The sequence below is a fragment of the Verminephrobacter aporrectodeae subsp. tuberculatae genome (assembly GCF_026127385.1).
GTDB classification, from domain to species: Bacteria; Pseudomonadota; Gammaproteobacteria; order Burkholderiales; family Burkholderiaceae_C; genus Acidovorax; species Acidovorax aporrectodeae.
The window spans coordinates 1,727,282-1,743,059 of the sequence record NZ_QZCX01000001.1; the positions used below are offsets into that span (position 1 = coordinate 1,727,282).

Genomic DNA, 15,778 nt, shown 5'->3' on the forward strand with positions numbered 1-15,778 from the left:
GCGCGACGGCATGGCGCGGCCATGCGCGCGGGCGCGGCCTCATGCCCCGGGGCATGAGGAGGTGAATGAAAAGGTGCCGCGTATGCCTGCGGTCATGCAGGCACCGTGGCGTGCTCAGGCAGCGTGCAGCGCGGGGGCCCGGCGCGCAGGCGGCCGGGTCCGCGCCGATTCATGCGGGGGGAGCGCGCGCCTGGAACGGCACGACCCGCTGCGCGGCGGGTCGTTCGGCGGCTGTTGCAACGGGCGCCTGCGCTGCTGCCAGGGTCGGCAGCGCAACCGGGACGCCGCTGTGCAAGGGGCCATCACCCAGCGCCAGCTGGTCGAACGAAAGGCAGTCCAGCGGGGAATCATGGTTCCCCAGCAGGCGTTCCAGCAGGCCGTGGGTGTCGGCATGGTCCGCATGCACGCGGTGCGGCGCGTCGGCATGGACGACCCGGTGCAGATGCCCCAGCGTGGGCATGGCCACCAAGGACAGCAGCAGCCACAGCAGCGCGATCCGGGCCAGCGCGGCCCTGCGCGCAGCGGGCCGCAGGGGGTCATGATGGGGGAGGCGATGGCCGTGCACAGCGGGCAGAAAGGGGCAGTCTCAACGGCGTCGAAGCGCGCCTATTCCACCGCAACGGCGTCGAGCACGCGGTAGTACAGGCCATAGGGGTCGTTGTGCAGCAGAGTGAAACGGCCCTGCACCACGACGGGTTCGATCGCGTAGCGCACGGGCGTCCTGGTCCGCACCTCGACCATGCTCTCGGGCCCGCCGGGCAGGCAGAACGGGCAGGTCAGCGGCACGGAGGTCAGCAGGAAATGCGTCTGCGCGGCCCTGGAATCGAGCGGCACCATAAAGCCCTGGATGCGCTGCACCGTCTGGTGCATGCTCAGTTGCTGGGCGCTGAAAACGGGCAGTACGCCGTCCTTGGTGGTCTTGCGGGTCAGATCGGCCAACACGGACCAGGGCAGCACGTCGGTGCGCGGGGGCAGCGGCGCGATCGGGCTGGCGGGGCTGTGGTAGCCCGCGCCCGTGCCCGATGGCAGGCCGGGCGGCAGCGGCGAACTGAGCAGTGGCGCGTCGGCTGCGGGCCTGGCGCCCTGCGCCGCCGCGCCGCCCATGCAGCAGGCGCTCAGGGTCAGCGCCAAAACGGCAGAACGGACGCCAGGGCGCGCAGGGGCGGGCGCTTGGACGGCAAGGCGTGGTGTGGCGGGCATGGCGGCAGGGGATCAGTGCTCGTGGCGCATGCCGCAGTATTTTCCAATGCCCAGGCCCTTGCACGCGCTCTGGAGTTCCTTTTGGCAGGCGTCGTGGTCCTTGCCGGATTCCAGGCATTTGGCCGCGGCCTCGTGCGCGGCGGCCATGGCGCGGTGGCGCTCGATGTCCGCCTGCGTCTCCTTGTCGGAATGCGCGCTGGCCTCGGTCAGCAGCAGGGTGGCAATGGCCAGGGCGGTGAACAGTTTCTTCATGGCAGGACCTTTCGGAGGGGGTGGGGGAAGCGTGGGTATCGGTTCATCAAGGCTGGCTCAGCAGTTCCGCCACGTCGGTGCGGTAGGCCAGCACGCTGGGCAGCAGCGCCGCGAATGCGGCGAGCGCGCCGGCGAGCAGGGGCAGGCCGGCCTCGGCGGGCAGCCACAGCAGACCGCTGACCGGCAGCAGGCCCTGCGCTTGCAGCACCCGACCGAGTCCGTGCGCCAGAGCGTGGCCCAGCAGCAGGCCCAGCGCGCAGGCCAGTGCCGCCAGCCACAGGGCCTCGCAGAGCAGCAGGCCGGCGACGCGGCGCGGCGGCGCACCGAGCATGCGCAGCATCGCCAGATCGGCGCGCCGCTCGCGCACGGCGTTGCACAGTGCGATGAAGACGCTGAGCACCGCGACGGCGAGCAGCACGCCGCCGAAGGCGCGCAGCACGTCCGCGCCCAGGCCCAGAAGGCGCAGCAGGCGGCTGATCTCGACGGCCGGCGCGGCCGCCTGCAGCGCGGTGTCGGAATTGATCCGGCGCGGCAGCGTGGCCGCGGCCAGGGGCGAGCGGTAGCGCACCAGGGCCACGGTCACTTCGCGCTCTTGCGCAAGGATTTCGAGGTCTCCGGGGTCGTCCGCGGTGGCGTCCTCGTGCACCCGCCAGACCGATTCGGTGGCCGTGAGGATGAGGCGGTCGAGCACGCAACCGCAGGGCGCCAGCACGCCGGTGATGCGGTAGGGGTGCTCGCCGTGCGCATGCCCGCCCTCGCCCAGCCCATGGCTGCCGATGAAGCGGGCGCCGAGCAGCGCTGCGCCGTCGGGTGCGGCGTCGGCCATTGTGCGCAGCACGGACGCGCCCAGAACGGCCTCCATGGGCTCTTGCCACATCCGCCCCTGCGCCAGGGTGGCGTGGTAATGCGCCACATAGTCGGGCGTGGTGCCGACGATGCGCCGGCCACGGTAACTGTCGCCCATGCTCAGCGGGATGATCTGCGCCACCAGCGGGTCGTTGCGCAGGGCCTGCACTTCCTGCAGCGGAATATTCCCCGTGGGCACGTCGATATGAAACACGCCCGCGAGGATGAGCTGCAGCGGGCTGCCCTTGGCGCCGACCACGAGGTCGATGCCGTTCAGGTCGCGCTCGAACGCCGCGTCCAACTGCGTGGCGACGAGCAGCACCAGCGTGATGGCGGCCAGGCCCAGCGCGAGCAGCAGCAGGTTGAGCAGCGCCGCCAGCGGGCGCGACCACAGGTAGCGCCAGGACAGCCGGACCAGATCGGGAACGGTCCTCATGGCGCCATGCACTCCTGCTGCGCGTGCGCCGTTGCGTCCAGATCGAGCTGCTGTGCGCTGCTCAGCGCGCGCAGCACGCGTTGGTCGTGCGTGGCGATGACCAGGCCCGCGCCGCAGGCCGCGGCGCTCGCGCGCAGCAGGGCCAGCGCGGCAGCGGCGGCGTCGTCGTCCAGGCTCGCCGTGGGTTCGTCGGCGAGCAGCAGGCGCGGCGCCCGCAGCACGGCGCGCGCCAGGGCCACGCGCTGCGCCTGCCCGCCGGAGAGCTGGTGCGGTTTGCGCGCGGCCAGCGCGGCCACGTCCAACTGCGTGAGTGCACGGGAAATGGCCGCGGCGTCGCAGGGCAGCCCGGCGGCAAAGTAGACCAAGCCCAGGTTCTCGGCGACGCTGAGCGCGCCGCTCAGGTGCAGCTTCTGGGGCAGGTAGCCGATGGTGCGCGCGCGCCAGGCGTCGAGTCCGGCACCGCGCAGCCCGCCCAGTTCCTGGCCCGCGACGCACAGCTCCCCTGCCGCCGCGCGCCGCAGGCCCGCCACCAGCGCCAGCCAGGTTGACTTGCCCGCGCCCGAACGCCCGCGCAGCAGCAGCGTTCCGCCCGGTTGCAGGTCCAGGTCCGCAAAGCGCAGCGGCGCGGCGCCGCCCGCATGGGAAAAACAAAGACCGCGCGTGCGGATCATGCGGACGCACCTGCGGACGGATGCGCGCAGCCCACGCAGCGGCCGCGCACCGCAATCTCCACGGCCAGGTTCTCATGCCCCGCCGTGGCCAGCGCCTCCAGCACCGGCCCGAGCGCGCTGTGCACGCGCGCGCAGCCCTGCGGCAGCTGGAAGTGGCGATGGCAGTCGTCGCATTCGAACCGGGGGCGCGCGGCGCCCTGCGGCGCGAGTGCGAAGCGCGTGACGCGGGCCGCGTCCACCTGCCGGTGCAGCACACCGGCGGCGGCAAAGCGATCGAGCATGCGGTACACGGTGACCCGGTTCACCGGCGCGCCGGCAGCGGCCAGGCCCGCCTCCACCTGCGCCTCGGACAGCGCGGCGTCCGGCTGCTGCGCGTACAGCTGCGCGAGCGCCCGCGTGGCCCGGGTGGCGCGCATTCCGGGCGGCAGCGTCCAGGGCGCGCGCATGGGCGCAGGGGAGGGGGTGGGCATGGCGCGGTAACTCGTTAATGCAATCGGATTGCATTATGTCTTCCGCGAACGCGGCGCTCAATTCCTGATGTAACGCGCAAAGCGCTGGCGCAGCTTGTCCACCTTGGGTGCCACGACGAACGTGCAGTAAGCCTGCTGCGGGTGGTGTGCGAAGTAGTCCTGGTGGCAGTCCTCGGCCGCGCTGTAGTTCGTCAGCGGCTGCACCTCGGTGGTGATGGGGGCATCGAACAGCCGGTCCTGCTCCAACTCGCGGATCACGTCGCGGGCGATGGCGCCGTGCTCGGGGTCGTCAAAGTAGACGCCGCTGCGGTACTGCGGTCCCACGTCGTTGCCCTGGCGGTTGCGCGTGCAGGGGTCGTGCGTGGCAAAAAAGATCGCCAGCAACTCGCGCAGGCCGATGACGGCGGGATCGAAGCGCAGGCGCACCACCTCGGCGTGGCCGGTGTCTCCCCGGCAGACCTGCTCGTAGCTCGGGGCCGGGGTGTTGCCGTTGGCGTAGCCGCTTTCCACATGCGCAACGCCGCGCACCCGCCCGAAAACGGCTTCGGTGCACCAGAAGCAGCCGCCGCCCAGGGCAATGGTTTGCAAGGCCATGGTGTTTTTTGTTGGAGGTTTCTCAGAGCCCGCCATTATGCGGGCGGCAACCACGTTGCCATGGACCTGCGCGGCAACCGGACAGCGGACCCGCCACCGCCCTCTGCGGCCTGGTTCTGGGGGGCTTGCCACTCGACACGGTGGCCTGTGGCCCTCATGGGGTGGGTGGCGTCTTACCCAGGCCGTAGTACAGGCTCAACGGAACGATGAGCGGGGTCAGGAAGAAGCACAGCAGCATGCCAAATATCCGGGCCAGCAGGCTGGGAAACACCTCGGTGAGGATGGCGACGAGCCGGATTTTTCCGAAGATGAAGTCGATCATGCGGTGGTACACAGAGCGCGCGCAGGGGTACAGGAAGGTATTCACGACGACCACCACCAGAATTAGGGCGAACCCTGGGCCCTGTGTGCTTTGGAACGCAGTGCGCACGACGACGGCAGCAATCAGCAATCCGAAGAAGAACTGCTGGAGGTAGTAGGACCTGGGCATGTCACCAAAGGTTTTTTGCAGTGTTGAATACATGGCACTTTTTTCTATTGCAGGTGGCGAAATGTAGCAGTGTCGCGCGATGCCGCTCGCCAGTGCCCCAAGCCTTTCCGTGCCTTGTCCTTGTGAGCAGTCCGATGGGGTTACGGAGGGATGCGTGTAATGCGGGTTGGATATGCAACGCCGTGTACCTGCCCGAAAACGGCCTTGGCGCACCAAAAGCAGCCGCGGTCCGAGGCAATGGTTTGCAGAGCGATTGTGTTTCTTGACAAACGTTTACCAGATTGCTAGCAAACTTGGTAACGATGACCCGTGCAGGCCGTTACACTCGCCGCGCTTTGTGTGCAATCGTGCGCCGCACCATGCCCTGTCTCTCCTTCCCTCTCCCTGCGCGCCCGAGTCTGTGACCATGAAACGCTGGATTCCCTGGATGGCGGCAGCCATCGTCCTGGTTTTGCTTGGCGGCGGCGTCTGGCGCACCCTGGCCGAGCGGCAGGCGCAGAGAAAGGCCCTCGCGGACGCCGCGGCGCAGCGCGGGCAGGCGCCGCTGCGGCTGGAGGCGGGCGAGCTGCTGTTCGTGCAGCGCAAGAGCCTGCCGCTCGAGGTGCCCGTGTCCGGCTCCTTGCACGCGCTGCATTCGGCCATGGTGAAGGCGCGCGTCGGGGGCGAGCTTCAGGGGCTGACGGTGCGCGAGGGCGACAGCGTGCGCGCGGGCCAGGAGGTCGCGCGCATCGACCCCACCGAGGCCCGCGCCCGGCTGCGCCAGGCGCAGCAGCAGGCCGACGCGGCCAAGTCCCAGGTCGATATACAGCAGCGCCAGAACGACAACAACCAGGCGCTGGTCGAGCAGGGCTTCATTTCGACCACGGCCCTGGCGACTTCGCAGGCCAATCTGGACGCGGCCCGCTCGAACCACCAGGCGGCGGTTGCGGCCGCCGACGTGGCGCGCAAGGCGCTCGACGACACGGTGCTGCGCAGCCCCATCGACGGGCAGGTCGCGCAGCGGCTCGCGCAGCCGGGCGAGCGCGTGGCGGTGGACGCGCGCATCGTCGAAGTGCTCGACATCGCGCACCTGGAGCTTGAGGCGCTGCTCAGCCCGGCCGACGCCACGGCCGTGCGCGTGGGCCAGCAGGCGCAGCTGGCCATCGAAGGCGCGCCCGGCCCGGTGCCCGCCAGCGTGGTGCGCATCAGCCCCAGCGCCCAGGCCGGCAGCCGCACCGTGCCGGTCTATCTGCGCGTGGACCCGTCGCGCGCCGGGGCGCCGCTGCGCCAGGGGCTGTTTGCGCAGGGTCGGCTCGAGACGGGGCGCGCCGAACTGCTGGCCGTTCCACTGGACGCGGTGCGCACCGACAAGCCCGCGCCCTATGTGCAGACGCTCAAGGACGGCCAGGTGCGGCATGTGCAGGTCAGGACCGCAAACCGCGCCGTGGTTGACGGGCAGACGCTGGTGGCGGTCGAGGGGGTGGCCGAGGGAACGCCGGTGATCGCGGGCCACATCGGTGCGCTGCGCGAAGGCACGGCCGTCGCCAGCGCCGCAGCGGCAGCCCCTGCGCGGCCCCCGGCGGCCGTATCGCGCACGACGCCCTGACGCGCCATGTGGTTCACCAAGGTCAGCCTGAAGAACCCCGTGTTCGCCACGATGGTGATGCTCGCCATCGTGGTGCTGGGTGTTTTCTCCTACCAGCGGCTCAAGGTCGAACAGTTTCCGAACGTTGACTTTCCCATCGTCATCGTCATTGCGGACTACCCCGGTGCGGCGCCCGAGATCGTCGAGAGCGAGGTCACCAAGAAGATCGAGGATGCGGTGAACTCGATCTCGGGAATCAGCGCCCTGACCTCGCGCAGCTACGAGGGCACGTCCGTGGTGAGCGTCGAGTTCCAGCTGTCCATCGACGGCCGCAAGGCCGCGGAAGACGTGCGCGAGAAGGTGGCCTCCGTGCGCCCGCTGCTGCGCACCGAGGTCAAGGAGCCGCGCGTGCTGCGCTTCGACCCGGCGAGCCGCCCCGTGTGGTCGCTCGCCGTTCTGCCCGAGGACGGGGCCGGCGGCAGCGCCCGCAGCGCGATGGAGCTGACCGCCTGGGCCGAACAGACCCTCAAGAAACGCCTGGAAAACGTGCGCGGCGTGGGCGCGGTGAACCTGGTGGGCGCGACCCGGCGCGAGATCAACGTCTACCTGAACCCGCAGGCGCTCGAGGCCTTTGGCGTGGCGCCCGAGCAGGTGGTGAGCGCCGTGCAGAACGAGAACCAGGACCTGCCCTTGGGGGCCATCCGCTCGCTGACGCAGGAGCGCTTGCTGCGCATCGACGCCCGCATGCAGCGCCCCGAGGACTTCGGCCGCATCATCGTGGCGCGCAGGAATGGCGCGCCGGTGCGCCTGGAGCAGGTGGCGCGCGTGCACGACGGCGCGCAGGAACTCGAGGACCTGGCGCTGTACAACGGCCAGCGCACGCTGCTGCTGACGGTGCAAAAGGCGCAGGACGAGAACACCATCGAGGTGGTCGATGGCCTGAACGCCGCCGTCGCCGAACTGCGCAATGAGTTGCCGCCGGGCGTGCGCCTGGAGGCCGTGGGCGACACCGCGCGCCCGATCCGCGTGGCCGTGAACAATGTGCGCCACACGCTGATCGAAGGCGCGGCGCTCACGGTGCTGATCGTTTTCCTGTTCCTGAACTCGTGGCGCTCGACCGTGATCACGGGGCTCACGCTGCCGATTGCGCTGATCGGCACCTTCCTGTTCATGCACCTGTTCGGCTTCAGCATCAACATGATCACGCTGATGGCGCTGAGCCTGTGCGTGGGCCTGCTCATCGACGACGCGATCGTGGTGCGCGAGAACATCGTGCGCCACGTGCAGATGGGCAAGGGCGCCTACGCCGCTGCCATGGACGGCACGCAGGAGATCGGCCTGGCGGTGCTCGCGACCACGTTGTCCATCGTCGCCGTGTTCCTGCCGATCGGCTTCATGGGCGGGATCATCGGCAAGTTCTTCCACGAGTTCGGCATCACCATCGTGGTCGCGGTGCTGCTCTCGATGTTCGTCAGCTTCACGCTCGACCCGATGCTCTCGAGCGTCTGGCATGACCCGAGCATCCATGTCCCCGGGCAGCGTGCCGCGCCCCGCACCTGGTACGACAAGAGCATCGGCCGCGTGACCGGCTGGTTCGAATACGCCACCGAGGCGCTGGCCGAGGGCTACCAGCGGATCCTGCGCTGGTCGCTGCTGCACAAGATCGCCACCCTGGCGATCGCGCTGGGGACCTTTGTGCTGAGCCTCTTCATGCTTCCGCTGCTCGGCACCGAATTCGTCCCCAAGGCCGATTTCTCGGAAAGCGTCATCACCTTCTACACCCCCGTGGGCTCGTCGCTCGAGGCCACCGAGGCCAAGGCGCGGCAGGTCGAGGGCGTGCTGCGCGCGCTGCCCGAGGTGCGCTACACGCTGACCACGATCAACACCGGCAACGTCAAGGGCAAGAACTACGCGGGCATCTTCGTGCGCCTGGTGGACCGCAAGGAGCGCAGCCGCAGCGTGGAGCAGATGTCCGGCGTGCTGCGCGAGCACCTGGCGCAGGTGGCGGGAATCACCGTCACCCACGTCGGCCTGCTGGACCCGGTGGGCGGGCAAAAGCAGATCGAGTTCTCGCTCAAGGGCCCCGACCAGCAGGAGCTCGAGCGGCTCGCCGCACGCGCCGTCGAAAATCTGCGCGGCATCCCCGGGCTGGTGGATCTGGACAGCAGCGCCAAGCCCGCCAAGCCCGTGATCGCGCTCGAGGTCCGGCGCGACGCCGCGTCCGACCTGGGTCTGGACCTGGCCCGGATGGCTGCCGCGCTGCGCACCCTGGTGGCCGGCACCCTGGTGGGCAGCTGGCGCGCGCCCGACGACCAGACCTACGACGTGAACGTGCGCCTGGCCCCCGAGGCGCGCAGCACCGTGGAGGACCTGGAGCGCCTGCCGTTTGCGCTCACGGCGACCGACGGCAGCACGCGCATCGTGCGGCTGAACCAGTTGGCCCGCGTCGTCGAATCCACGGGCGCGAACCAGATCACCCGGCGCGACATGACCCGCGAGGTGGCCGTGAACGCGAACACGGCGCAGCGCGCGGCGGGCGAGGTGTCGGCCGACATCAGAGAGGCGCTCGATGCCATGGTCTTTCCGCCCGGCTACCGCTACCAGTTTGGCGGCTCCACCAAGAACATGGCCGAGTCGTTCGGCTACGCCACCTCGGCGCTGGTGCTGGCCGTGATCTTCATCTACATGATTCTGGCGAGCCAGTTCAAGAGCTTTTTGCAGCCGCTGGCGCTCATGAGCTCGCTGCCGCTCACGCTCATCGGCGTGGTGCTGGCGCTGCTCGTATTCCACTCCACGCTGTCGATGTTCTCCGTCATCGGCGTGGTGATGCTCATGGGCCTGGTGACGAAGAACGCCATCTTGCTGGTGGACTTTGCGATCCGCGCGTGCCAGGAGCACCTGGACGATCAGGGCCGCAGCGTCGCCGGCCTGCCCCGGACCGAGGCCCTGCTGCTCGCCGCGCGCGTGCGGCTGCGCCCCATCATCATGACCACGCTGGCCATGATCTTCGGCATGGTGCCGCTGGCGTTCGCCCTGTCCGAGGGCTCCGAGCAGCGTGCGCCCATGGGGCAGGCGGTGATCGGCGGGGTGATCACCTCGTCGCTGCTCACGCTGGTGGTGGTTCCCGTGGTGTATTGCTATATGGACGATCTCGCGCGCTGGGCGCTGCGCGGCTTCAGGCGCGCTGCGGCGGCGGCGCCTGATGTGCGCGAGGCAGGACACTAGAATCGAGGGCTCGAGCCGCCCGCGCCCCACCCCTGGAAAAATCCCATGAGCATGCCCCTGAACATGTCCGCCGACGGCAGCGACCCCGCGGCCCTGGCCCGCTACCACATGATCGAGCAGCAGATCCGCCCCTGGAGCGTGCTCGACGCCGGCGTGCTCGGCCTGCTGGCCAGCGTGCACCGCGAGGACTTCGTTCCCGCGGTCTACCGCGGCATGGCGTTCATGGACCTGGAGATCCCGCTGCCGGGCGGCGACGCCGAGGACGCCCTGGGCCGCTGCATGCTGGCGCCGCGCGTCGAGGCGCGCATGCTGCAGGACCTGCAAATCCGGCCCAGCGATCGCGTGCTCGAAATCGGCACCGGCAGCGGCCACATGGCGGCCCTGCTCGCGCGCAGCGCAGCGCAGGTGATCACGCTCGAAATCGTCCCTGCGCTGGCCGATATGGCGCGCGAAAACCTGCGCCGCGCCGCGATCCACAACGCCGAGGTGCGCCAGGCCGACGGCGCCCGCGACACCATTGCCGGCGGCCCCTTCGACGTGATCGTGCTCAGCGGCTCGGTGGCCGAATTGCCCGCCGAGTTGCTCGCGCAACTCGGCGACGGCGGCCGCCTGGGCGCCATCGTGGGCAGCGAGCCGATGATGCGTTTCCGCGTTGCGCGCCGCACGCACGGGCGCGTGGAAACCAGCAGCCCCTGGGACACCTGCGCGCCGCGGCTGCTGCATTTCCCCGAGCCATCGGGCTTTGCGTTCTGACACCCGGCCATGATCGATCACGTCCGCCCCGCCCAATTGCCGGCCTGGTTCGCCGCAGCAGGCGATGGCCACCCTGTGGTGCTGGACCTGCGTGAGCCCTGGGAGCGGCAAACCGCGAGCGTGCGCGCCCAGGGCTTCGAGCTGTGCGCCATCCCCATGGGCGAACTGTCCGCGCGGCTTGCCGAACTCGACCCGGAGCGCGCCGTCGCCTGCCTGTGCCACCACGGCGCGCGCAGCCTGCGCGGGGCCGCGTTTCTGGAGCAGCAGGGCTTCGCGAAGGTGGCGAACGTCACCGGCGGAATCGACGCCTGGTCGCAGGAAAGCGACCCCGGCGTGCCCCGCTACTGACGGGCTGCTGCGCACGACACACGCCCCGGCTGCGCAAACCCATGCGAAGAAACCCATGACCCTGCCCCGCACTCCCGTCCTGGCGCTCGCGCTCCTGGCCGCAGCGCTGTGCGCCCCGGCCCGGGCGCAGAGCCTGTTGCAGTTGCTCGAATCGGCCCGCGCCTACGACACCCCCTGGCAATCGGCCCGCGCCCAGTTCGACGCAGCGCTGCACCGCGCCGAACAGGCCCGCGCCGGCCTGCTGCCCAGCGCCACGTTGAGCAGCGGCGTGAACCGCGTTGACGCGGCCCTGAGCCGCCCCCTGGTGGACAACACCGGAACGACGCAGACGCTGGGCCTGAGCGCGTCCCAGCCGCTGTACCGCCCGGCCAACCGCATCACCCTGGAACAGGGCCAGCGCGGCGTGGACATGGCGCAGGCGCAGTGGGACGCGGCCGTGCAGGACCTGCTGCTGCGCGTGAGCCAGGCCTATTTCGACGTGCTCGCCGCGCAGGACAGCCTGGGCTTCGTGCAGGCGCAAAAGACCGCCGTCTCGGAGCAGCTGGCGTTCGCCAAGCGCAACTTCGACATTGGCGCCACCTCCATCACCGATTCCCGCGAGGCCCAGGCGCGCTACGACTTGGTCGTGGCGCAGGAGATCGCCGCCGACAACGACCTGCGCGTGAAACGCCTGGCGCTGGACCAACTCGTGGGCAGCAGCGGCGCCCGGCCGCAGCCACTGGCCTGGCCCGTGCAACTGCCCGGCGTGCAGCCCGACGACGTGAGCGCCTGGGTCGATAGCGCGCGCGCGCAGCAGCCCGTGGTGCGCCAGGCGGCCTCGGCCCTGGAGAGCGCGCGCCTGGAGACCCGCAAGGCGCAAACCGGCCACCTGCCCACGCTGGACCTGCAAGCGGGCTACACCATCACGCGCAACCCGAACGGCACGATCTCCGCGCCCGGCGTGAACAGCCGCCTGCGCAACGCCAGCCTGGGCGTGGCGCTGAACCTGCCGCTGTTCTCCGGCTTTGCCGTACAGAACCGCATCAAGGAAACCCTGGCGCTCGAAGAAAAAGCCACGACGGACCTGGAGACCGCGCGCCGCAGCGCAGCCCAGGCGGCGCGCGCGGCCTTCTTTGGCGTGCAGTCGGGCAGGGCCCAGATCCAGGCCCTGGAGGCCGCCGAAGCGTCCAGCCAGAGCGCGCTGGACGCGAACAAGCTCGGCTACCAGGTGGGTGTGCGCATCAACATCGACGTGCTCAACGCGCAAAGCCAGTTCTTCCAGACCCAGCGCGACCTGGCCCAGGCGCGCTACAACCTGCTGCTGGGAACGCTCAAACTGCGCCAGGCGGCCGGCACGCTCTCGCAGCAGGACATCGAGGCGGTAGACGCGCTGCTGCTCAGGCCCTGAACGAATCAACGAATGCATTCCGGGGTGCGCCCGGATGGCTGCCCGGCAACAGGATCGACGCGTCCACGCGCTCGATGTCGGTCTGGCCGCAGAACGCCATGGTGATGTCCAGTTCCTTGTGGATGATTTGCAGCGCGCGCGTCACCCCGGCCTCGCCGAAGGCGCCCAGGCCGTAGAGAAAACTGCGCCCGATCAGCGTGCCCCGCGCGCCCAGCGCGCGGGCCTTGAGAACGTCCTGCCCGCTGCGGATTCCGCCGTCCATCCAGACCTCGATGTCCTTGCCCACCGCCGCGGCAATTTCCGGCAGCGCGGCGATCGACGAGGGCGCGCCGTCGAGCTGGCGGCCGCCGTGGTTGCTCACGATGAGCGCGTCGGCGCCGGTGTTTGCGGCCAGGCGCGCGTCCTCGGCGTCCATGATTCCCTTGAGGATCAGCTTGCCGCCCCAGCGCTTCCTGATCCATTCCACGTCGCCCCAGTTGAGCCGGGGGTCGAATTGCTCGGCGGTCCAGGCGGAGAGCGCGGACAGATCCCCCACGCCCTTGGCGTGGCCGATGATGTTGCCGAAGCTGCGGCGCTGCGTTCCCAGCATGCCCAGGCACCAGCGCGGCTTGGTCGCCAGATTGATGAGGTTGCGCAGCGTGGGTCGGGGCGGCGCGGACAGGCCGTTTTTCACGTCCTTGTGGCGCTGCCCGAGGATTTGCAGGTCCAGCGTGAGCTGCAACGCCGAGCAGTTCGCGGCCCGCGCGCGGTCGATCAGGCGTTCGATGAAATCGCGGTCGCGCATCACGTACAGCTGGAACCAGAAGGGGTGGCGCCCCGTGTGTTCGGCGATGTCCTCGAGTGAGCAGATGCTCATGGTCGATAGCGTGAAGGGAATGCCGAAGTCTCGCGCCGCGCGCGCGCCCAGGATTTCGCCGTCGGCGTGCTGCATGCCGGTGAGCCCCGTGGGCGCAATGGCCACCGGCATGGCCACGTCCTGCCCGACCATGGTCGTGCGGGTGCTGCGGTTCTCCAGGTTCACGGCCACGCGCTGGCGCAGCCCGATGCGCTGGAAATCGGCCGCGTTCGCGCGGTAGGTGCCCTCGGTGTACGAGCCCGAATCGGCATAGTCGTAGAACATGCGTGGCACGCGGCGCCGGGCCATGGCGCGCAGGTCTTCGATGCAGGTGATTTTGCTCAGGTCGGGCATGGGGAGACTCCAGAAAGGGTTGCGCTCTCGCAGCGCGCGATCATGCACTGCCTGCGTTCGAGGCCGCGGGCGGCGCCGCGTCGGCGAGCACGGACAGGGGTTCGGCGCCCGGCCCCTGGTAGAGCATGAAGCGCATGCGCCCGCCGCGCTTGGCGACGTACATGGCGCTGTCCGCATGGCGCGAGAGCGTGTCGAAGCTGTCCCCATGCTGCGGATACAGCGCGATGCCGCCGCTCACGCCGATGCGCAGCGGCTGCCCGGCCAGGTCGAAGGTCCCTTCGCAGGACGCCAGGATCTTGCGCGCCACGGCGCACGCGGGCGCCTCGCCGTCGAGCCCCGGGAGCAGCACCGCGAACTCGTCCCCGCCCTGGCGGCACACCGTGTCCGACGCGCGCACGGAAGCCTTCAGGCGCCGCGCGACCTGCACCAGCAGCAGGTCGCCCACGGCGTGCCCCAGGCTGTCGTTGACCTGCTTGAATCCGTCGAGGTCCAGGTACATCACGGCCAGCGACCTGCCGTCGCGGCGCGCCTGCGCGATGGCCAATTGCGCCCGGTCCTGCAGCAGCACCCGGTTCGGCAGGTCGGTGAGCGCGTCGTGCTGGGCCAGGTGCGCCATGCGCTCGGACATGGCGACCGTCTGCGTCACGTCGCGCAGCACGGCGACGGCGCCGGTCACGCAGCCCTGGCGGTCGGTGATGGGGCTGGCGGTTTCTTCCACCGTGAAGCGCTGCCCCGTTTTGCGGTGCACGACCACGCCGCGCATCAGGCCCAGGTCGGTCCGCTCCTCGATCACCGTGTGCAGCCGGCGAATCCTCGCGCCGTCCGGGCTGCGCAGGCTGACGACGGCGTCCACGTCGCGCCCCGATGCGTCGCCGCACGACCATCCGGTGAGGCGCTCGGCCACCGGGTTCAGATAGCTCACGTGGCCCTTGGCGTCGGTGCACACCACGGCGTCGCCGATGGATTGCAGCGTCAGGCGCATGCGCTCTTTTTCGTCGAACAGCTCGTTCTCCATGCGCTTGCGCTCCGAAATGTCCGTGATCTGCACGAAGATTCCGCGGATCCGGCCACTGCCGGGTTCGGGGTCTGGCAGGTACGAGGCCAGGGTGTGGCGCGTCTGGCCTCGGCCGTCGGTGAGGGTGCGCTCGAACAGCTGGGGCTCGCCGTGCAATGCGCGCTCCAGGAAGGGCCGGTCCTGGCCGAACAGCGCTTCGCCGAGCAACTCGCTGGCGTGCATTCCGCGCAGTTTTTCGGGCTGCATGCCGAACCATGCGACGTAGGCCTGGTTGACGAAGCGCAGGCGCAGCAGATGGTCCCAGTAGCCGATCATCGAGGGCATGTTGTTCAAGATGGTGCGCAGGTCGTGCTCGGCCTCGTGCAGCCGCGCCGAGACCTGCTGGCGCAGGCGCAACTCGCGCACGAACAGCAGCGCCAGCCCCACGCAGCCGGCCATGAGCAGCGCGGTGAAGGCGCCCAGGACCAGGGCGCTGCGGTACCACCGGGCCGCGATGGTTTGCGTGGACTGGGCCACGTCGAGGACCAGCGGGTAATCGCCCAGACGGAGAAACGAGTGCAGGTGCTGCACGCCGTTGGACGGGGCCGCGTCCACGAAGCTGCCGCTGTTCTGCGCCTGAAAATGCGCGAGCATGACGGGGTCTGCGGCGGGGTGTCCAGGGTTCGCGTTTTCATGGGGAAAGCGCGCGATCACGGTGCCGTCCAGGCGAAACAGGGTGACTTCGCTGTCGGAGCCCAGATTCAGGGTGCCAAACAATTCGTCGAGATAGCGCAGAAACAGGACGCCGGAAACCACCCCGGCAAAGCTGCCGTCCGGGTGGTGGTAGGCCCGCGCCATGGGCAGGATGTTCTGGTCCGAGAGGCGCGAGAGGGTGGACTTGCCGATGTACAAGCCCTTGTGCCCGCCCGATTTGAAGGCCAGGAAGAACTCACGGTCCGCAAAGTTGACCTTGCGCGCAGAGAGGCTCGCCGAGTCGAGCACCGCATCGCCGCGCGCGTCGAGCACCAGAATGTCGCTCACCCCGCGCGTGTGCGGCGAGTGGTCGAACACCACGCGCGCGCGCAGCGCGGGCGGCAAGGCCCAGACGTCGGGCCGGCTCACCTCGCGGGCCACGCCGTCGATCGATTTGTCATACGACTCCAGCGACCCGCTCAGCCCATGGCCCAGGGTCCGGGCCAGGCTGTCATTGGTTTGGCGTGCGTAGTCCCACTTGTCGCTGCGGATGGTCCAGATTGCATGGGCGAACAATGCGCCAATCCCCAGGGAGACCAGCAGCGCCAGCCAGATCAGGCGGTGGGGGAAAGGGCGCATGGCAGGGCAATGGCGGCGACGATTGGT

At 69.7% G+C, this 15,778-nt stretch carries 15 protein-coding genes; 5 read left to right on the forward strand and 10 right to left on the reverse strand.

Annotated features, from left to right (window positions below):
- Positions 1 to 169: 169 nt before the first annotated feature.
- From D5041_RS07350 to D5041_RS07385, 8 genes are all read right to left on the reverse strand, one after another.
- Positions 170 to 565, reverse strand: coding sequence for a hypothetical protein (locus D5041_RS07350; RefSeq protein WP_265283199.1), 396 nt, complete (start codon positions 563 to 565; stop codon positions 170 to 172).
- Positions 566 to 606: 41 nt separating this feature from the next.
- A complete protein-coding gene (locus D5041_RS07355) occupies positions 607 to 1,200 on the reverse strand; it encodes a hypothetical protein (protein WP_265283200.1) in 594 nt (197 codons plus the stop codon).
- A gap of 12 nt (positions 1,201 to 1,212) precedes the next feature.
- The gene (locus tag D5041_RS07360) at positions 1,213 to 1,452 is read right to left on the reverse strand and encodes a hypothetical protein (protein ID WP_010110464.1); all 240 of its coding nucleotides are present in this window, start codon (positions 1,450 to 1,452) and stop codon (positions 1,213 to 1,215) included.
- A gap of 46 nt (positions 1,453 to 1,498) precedes the next feature.
- Positions 1,499 to 2,734 (reverse strand): FtsX-like permease family protein, encoded by a 1,236-nt coding sequence (locus D5041_RS07365; protein WP_265283201.1) that lies wholly within the window; start codon positions 2,732 to 2,734, stop codon positions 1,499 to 1,501.
- Complete coding sequence (locus D5041_RS07370) at positions 2,731 to 3,405, reverse strand: ATP-binding cassette domain-containing protein (protein ID WP_265283202.1); 675 nt, start codon at positions 3,403 to 3,405, stop codon at positions 2,731 to 2,733. Before D5041_RS07370 ends, D5041_RS07365 begins: the two co-directional genes overlap by 4 nt.
- A complete protein-coding gene (locus tag D5041_RS07375) occupies positions 3,402 to 3,821 on the reverse strand; it encodes a Fur family transcriptional regulator (RefSeq protein WP_265283287.1) in 420 nt (139 codons plus the stop codon). The genes D5041_RS07370 and D5041_RS07375 overlap by 4 nt, the downstream gene beginning before the upstream one ends.
- Before the next feature lie 111 nt (positions 3,822 to 3,932).
- Complete coding sequence (msrA, locus tag D5041_RS07380) at positions 3,933 to 4,469, reverse strand: peptide-methionine (S)-S-oxide reductase MsrA (RefSeq protein WP_010100383.1); 537 nt, start codon at positions 4,467 to 4,469, stop codon at positions 3,933 to 3,935.
- Positions 4,470 to 4,623: 154 nt separating this feature from the next.
- A complete protein-coding gene (locus tag D5041_RS07385; protein WP_265257813.1) occupies positions 4,624 to 4,992 on the reverse strand; it encodes a hypothetical protein in 369 nt (122 codons plus the stop codon).
- Between the two features lie 373 nt (positions 4,993 to 5,365).
- Here D5041_RS07385 and D5041_RS07390 point away from each other — a divergent pair, with 373 nt between their 5' ends.
- Genes D5041_RS07390 through D5041_RS07410 form a run of 5 tightly spaced genes read left to right on the forward strand, consistent with a single transcriptional unit; the run spans position 5,366 to position 12,236 of the window.
- Positions 5,366 to 6,544 carry an efflux RND transporter periplasmic adaptor subunit gene (locus tag D5041_RS07390; RefSeq protein ID WP_265284214.1) on the forward strand — a complete coding sequence of 393 codons (1,179 nt, stop codon included), beginning with the start codon at positions 5,366 to 5,368 and terminating at the stop codon, positions 6,542 to 6,544.
- A 6-nt stretch (positions 6,545 to 6,550) separates the two neighbouring features.
- Positions 6,551 to 9,748 (forward strand): efflux RND transporter permease subunit, encoded by a 3,198-nt coding sequence (locus tag D5041_RS07395; RefSeq protein WP_265284215.1) that lies wholly within the window; start codon positions 6,551 to 6,553, stop codon positions 9,746 to 9,748.
- A gap of 45 nt (positions 9,749 to 9,793) precedes the next feature.
- Entirely contained in the window at positions 9,794 to 10,501 is a 708-nt protein-coding gene (locus D5041_RS07400) for a protein-L-isoaspartate O-methyltransferase family protein (RefSeq protein WP_265284216.1), read from the forward strand.
- 9 nt (positions 10,502 to 10,510) lie between these two features.
- Positions 10,511 to 10,849 carry a rhodanese-like domain-containing protein gene (locus D5041_RS07405; RefSeq protein ID WP_265284217.1) on the forward strand — a complete coding sequence of 113 codons (339 nt, stop codon included), beginning with the start codon at positions 10,511 to 10,513 and terminating at the stop codon, positions 10,847 to 10,849.
- A 55-nt stretch (positions 10,850 to 10,904) separates the two neighbouring features.
- Positions 10,905 to 12,236 carry a TolC family outer membrane protein gene (locus D5041_RS07410; protein ID WP_265284218.1) on the forward strand — a complete coding sequence of 444 codons (1,332 nt, stop codon included), beginning with the start codon at positions 10,905 to 10,907 and terminating at the stop codon, positions 12,234 to 12,236.
- Here the strand turns inward: D5041_RS07410 and D5041_RS07415 are convergent.
- Positions 12,226 to 13,425, reverse strand: a complete 1,200-nt coding sequence (locus D5041_RS07415; protein ID WP_321161777.1) for an alpha-hydroxy acid oxidase — start codon at positions 13,423 to 13,425, stop codon at positions 12,226 to 12,228. The genes D5041_RS07410 and D5041_RS07415 overlap by 11 nt on opposite strands.
- A 40-nt stretch (positions 13,426 to 13,465) precedes the next feature.
- Positions 13,466 to 15,751 carry a bifunctional diguanylate cyclase/phosphodiesterase gene (locus D5041_RS07420; protein WP_265284220.1) on the reverse strand — a complete coding sequence of 762 codons (2,286 nt, stop codon included), beginning with the start codon at positions 15,749 to 15,751 and terminating at the stop codon, positions 13,466 to 13,468.
- Positions 15,752 to 15,778 lie beyond the last annotated feature (27 nt).

Bases quoted from the DNA above. Each gene is read 5' to 3' on its own strand.
- D5041_RS07360 (WP_010110464.1), bottom strand. From the start codon at position 1,452: ATGAAGAAACTGTTCACCGCCCTGGCCATTGCCACCCTGCTGCTGACC.
- D5041_RS07375 (WP_265283287.1), bottom strand. From the start codon at position 3,821: ATGCGCGCCACCCGGGCCACGCGGGCGCTCGCGCAGCTGTACGCGCAG.
- D5041_RS07405 (WP_265284217.1), top strand. From the start codon at position 10,511: ATGATCGATCACGTCCGCCCCGCCCAATTGCCGGCCTGGTTCGCCGCA.
- msrA (WP_010100383.1), bottom strand. From the start codon at position 4,469: ATGGCCTTGCAAACCATTGCCCTGGGCGGCGGCTGCTTCTGGTGCACC.
- D5041_RS07415 (WP_321161777.1), bottom strand. From the start codon at position 13,425: ATGCCCGACCTGAGCAAAATCACCTGCATCGAAGACCTGCGCGCCATG.
- D5041_RS07410 (WP_265284218.1), top strand. From the start codon at position 10,905: ATGACCCTGCCCCGCACTCCCGTCCTGGCGCTCGCGCTCCTGGCCGCA.
- D5041_RS07420 (WP_265284220.1), bottom strand. From the start codon at position 15,751: ATGCGCCCTTTCCCCCACCGCCTGATCTGGCTGGCGCTGCTGGTCTCC.
- D5041_RS07355 (WP_265283200.1), bottom strand. From the start codon at position 1,200: ATGCCCGCCACACCACGCCTTGCCGTCCAAGCGCCCGCCCCTGCGCGC.
- D5041_RS07385 (WP_265257813.1), bottom strand. From the start codon at position 4,992: ATGTATTCAACACTGCAAAAAACCTTTGGTGACATGCCCAGGTCCTAC.
- D5041_RS07390 (WP_265284214.1), top strand. From the start codon at position 5,366: ATGAAACGCTGGATTCCCTGGATGGCGGCAGCCATCGTCCTGGTTTTG.
- D5041_RS07370 (WP_265283202.1), bottom strand. From the start codon at position 3,405: ATGATCCGCACGCGCGGTCTTTGTTTTTCCCATGCGGGCGGCGCCGCG.
- D5041_RS07365 (WP_265283201.1), bottom strand. From the start codon at position 2,734: ATGAGGACCGTTCCCGATCTGGTCCGGCTGTCCTGGCGCTACCTGTGG.
- D5041_RS07395 (WP_265284215.1), top strand. From the start codon at position 6,551: ATGTGGTTCACCAAGGTCAGCCTGAAGAACCCCGTGTTCGCCACGATG.
- D5041_RS07400 (WP_265284216.1), top strand. From the start codon at position 9,794: ATGAGCATGCCCCTGAACATGTCCGCCGACGGCAGCGACCCCGCGGCC.